General features: G+C 70.0%; 4 protein-coding genes. 3 read left to right on the forward strand and 1 reads right to left on the reverse strand.

The genetic code is table 11. The annotated features are described in order from the left end of the window. Window positions 1-749 (forward strand): MFS transporter (locus VGB60_RS09950; RefSeq protein ID WP_331038106.1); only part of this gene is annotated, 749 nt, incomplete at its 5' end. A 61-nt stretch (window positions 750-810) separates the two neighbouring features. Next, window positions 811-2,184 carry a trypsin-like peptidase domain-containing protein gene (locus tag VGB60_RS09955; protein ID WP_331038107.1) on the forward strand — a complete coding sequence of 458 codons (1,374 nt, stop codon included), beginning with the start codon at window positions 811-813 and terminating at the stop codon, window positions 2,182-2,184. A gap of 18 nt (window positions 2,185-2,202) precedes the next feature. Here the strand turns inward: VGB60_RS09955 and VGB60_RS09960 are convergent, their stop codons facing one another. Beyond that, window positions 2,203-2,613, reverse strand: a complete 411-nt coding sequence (locus VGB60_RS09960) for a VOC family protein (protein ID WP_331038108.1) — start codon at window positions 2,611-2,613, stop codon at window positions 2,203-2,205. 73 nt (window positions 2,614-2,686) lie between these two features. Between VGB60_RS09960 and VGB60_RS09965 the strand changes: the two genes are divergently transcribed. Further along, the coding region (locus VGB60_RS09965) for an AAA family ATPase (protein WP_331038109.1) at window positions 2,687-3,279 on the forward strand (593 nt) is incomplete at its 3' end.

A 3,279-nucleotide genomic window follows, 5' to 3' on the forward strand; every position in this document is an offset into this window, starting at 1 on the left:
GGTTCGCCGCGGGCCTGTCCGCCGTCGCCTTCTTCTACGGCCTGCTGGTGCTGCCGGAGAGCCTGCCGGTCGAGAAGCGGATGAGGTTCAGCTGGAAGCGGGCCAATCCGGTCGGATCGCTGATCCTGCTGCGGCGTCACCCGGAGCTCAGCGGCCTCTCGATCGTGAACTTCCTGCTCTATTTCGCCCACCACGTCTTTTCGGCGGTGTTCGTCCTCTACGCCGCATGGCGCTACGGCTGGGGACCGCGCGAGGTCGGGCTGCTGCTGGCGCTGGTCGGCGTGCTGGACATGGGGGTGCAGGGCGGTCTGGTCGGTCCGGTCGTCAAGCGGCTGGGCGACCGGACGACCATGGTGGTCGGGCTGGTCGGCGGGACCGTCGGGATCGCGGCCATGGGCTGGGCCCCGGACGGCCTGTGGTTCATCGCCGCCATGCTGCCGAACGCCCTGTGGGGTCTGGCCATGCCGACGCTGCAGTCGCTGATGACCCGCCGCGTCGGCGAGGACGAGCAGGGCCAGCTGCAGGGCGCGAACATGAGCGTCGCCTCAATCGCGGGCGTCATGTCGCCGCTGTTTTTCGGCTGGGTCTATTCGCTATCGGTGGGAGAGGGGGCCCTGATCCAGATGCCCGGCCTGTCCTTCTATCTCGCGGCCCTGGTCCTGTTCGCCGGGGCGGTGATCGGCTGGCTTGTCGGCCGCGGCGCGGAACGGCGAGACCGGGCGCCCGTTCAGGCCCCGCCGACGCCTTGATCCGGTCCCAAATCGGAGGCGGAATGGCGACGCCTGCACCCGCCTTTCCCCAGGGATGACCATGAAAACCCGCCCGCTCCTGATCGCCGCCGCCTTGGTCCTCGCCGGATGCGGGCAGTCGAACGACAGCAAGGCGCAGGACGGCGTCTTCGCCGACAACCGGGTGATCCCCGGCGACGCCTCGTCGATGAAGGCCAGCTTCGCGCCCGTCGTGCGGTCCTCGGCCCCCGCCGTGGTCAACATCGCCGCCGTCGGCGTTCAGCAGGTCCGCGATCCATTCTGGGGCATTCCAGGCCAGCGGCAGACCGGCTCGGTCGGCTCGGGCGTCATCGTGCGCCCGGACGGCATTGTGGTGACCAACAACCACGTCATTCAGGGCATGCAGCGGATCCGCGTGACCCTGAACGACCGGCGCGAATTCGACGCCCGCGTCGTGTTGGCGGACGAGCGCTCGGACATCGCCGTGCTGCAGCTGGAGGGCGTCACCGAGCGTCTGCCGACCCTCGATATCGACGACCGCGAGGAACAGCAGGTCGGCGATCTGGTGCTGGCGATCGGCAATCCCTTCGGCGTCGGCCAGACGGTCACCAACGGCATCATTTCGGCCCTGAACCGGACCGAGACGGGCATCAGCGACAGCGGCTCCTTCATCCAGACCGATGCAGCGATCAATCCGGGCAATTCGGGCGGGGCGCTGGTGGACATGGACGGCGACCTGATCGGCATCAACACCGCCATCTTCTCGCGCTCCGGTTCGTCGTCGGGCGTCGGCTTCGCGGTGCCGGCGACGATGGTGAAGCGGGTGGTCGACTCCGCCGTCGGCGGGGCCACCGCCGTGGTCCGGCCATGGCTGGGGGTGAAGGGCGAGGCGGTCAGCGCCGACATCGCCCGCAGTCTCGGTCTCGAGCGACCGCAGGGGCTGGTGGTGAGCCAGGTCTATCCGGGTGGACCGGGCGACCGGGCCGGCATCCGCGAGGGCGACATCATCACCGCCGTCGACGGGGCCGAGGTCAACGATCAAAGCGGCCTCAACTACCGCGTCGGCACGCGCGAGCCGAACGAGACGGTGCAGGTGACGGTGCTGCGGGACGGCCGGACGCAGCAGATCGGCGCCCGGGCCCAGCGGTTGCCGGGAGACGCGGACGTCGACCGGGCCACCGTGATCCAGTCGGGCGCGCTGTCGGGCGCTCAGGTCCTGGCCCTCAATCCAGCCCTCGCCGACAGCCTCGGCGGCGATCCGTTCGCCAGCGGCGTCATCATCGGTGGGATCCAGCGGGGCGGCTACGCACAGCGCATCGGCCTGCAGGGCGGCGACATCATCCTCGCGGTCAACGGACGCCCGATCACCTCGGCGGACCAGGTGTCGAACGTGGCGCGCGGGTCGGAGCTGACGATCAGTCGCCGGGGCCAGACGATCACCGGCCGCATCGGCTGATCGAGCGGCGTGATCGCCCTAGGCCTTGAGCGGACCGCCGATCGACCAGCTGTGGCCGAACGGGTCGCGGAGCTGGCCGTAACGGTCGCCCCAGAACTGTTCCGCCAGCGGCATGACCGGCGTTCCGCCCGCGAGGAGGGCGCGGTTCCACCATTCGTCGGCGTCGTCGACCTGCAGGTGGATGGTGACGCCCTTGGGCGCGATATCCGGCTCGCCGCCGTATTCGGGGAATTCGTCGTTGAGGAAGATGGCTCCTCCGTTGATCCGCAGGTGGGCGTGCATCAGCCGCTCGCCGTCCTCGGCCATGTGCCGCAGCACTTCCTCGGCCCCGAAGGCGCGGGTGTAGAATTCGACCGCCGCCTGCCCGCCGCGCGAGGGGATGGTCAGGTGCGGCGCGAGGCCGACGGTCTGGGCGTCATGATCGGACATGGCGGGTCTCCTGGGCATGGGGCCGATACTAACGCGTGAAATCAGGCGCGGCGCCGTCTATCTCTGACCGTCCATGTCAGACCTGTTCGAAGCCTCCGGTATTCATCCCCCCCACGCCCCGCTGGCGGACCGGCTGCGCCCCCGCACGCTCGAGGAGGTGGTGGGGCAGGATCACCTGCTCGGTGAGGGCGGGCCGATCCGGCGCATGGTCGAGGCCGGGCGGCTGGGCTCGATGATCCTGTGGGGCCCGCCGGGCACCGGCAAGACCACCATCGCCCGGCTGCTCGCCGAGGCGGCCGGCTATCAGTTCCAGCAGATCAGCGCGGTCTTCTCCGGCGTGGCGGACCTGAAGAAGGCGTTCGCGGCCGCCCGGATGCGCCGCGCCGCAGGCCAGTCGACCCTGCTGTTCGTGGACGAGATCCACCGCTTCAACCGCGCCCAGCAGGACGGCTTCCTGCCGTTCGTGGAGGAGGGGATCGTCACCCTCGTCGGCGCGACGACCGAGAACCCCTCGTTCGAGTTGAACGGCGCGCTGCTGTCCCGCAGTCAGGTCTATGTGCTGAAGCGACTGGACGACGCCGCGCTGGACCAGCTGCTGACGCGCGCGGAGGCGCAGGAGGGCAAGGCCCTGCCGCTGACGCCCGAGGCGCGGCAGGCGATGCTGGC

It is taken from the genome of Brevundimonas sp., assembly GCF_036399195.1.
Lineage (GTDB): Bacteria > Pseudomonadota > Alphaproteobacteria > Caulobacterales > Caulobacteraceae > Brevundimonas.

Bases quoted from the DNA above. Each gene is read 5' to 3' on its own strand.
- VGB60_RS09955 (WP_331038107.1), top strand. From the start codon at position 811: ATGAAAACCCGCCCGCTCCTGATCGCCGCCGCCTTGGTCCTCGCCGGA.
- VGB60_RS09960 (WP_331038108.1), bottom strand. From the start codon at position 2,613: ATGTCCGATCATGACGCCCAGACCGTCGGCCTCGCGCCGCACCTGACC.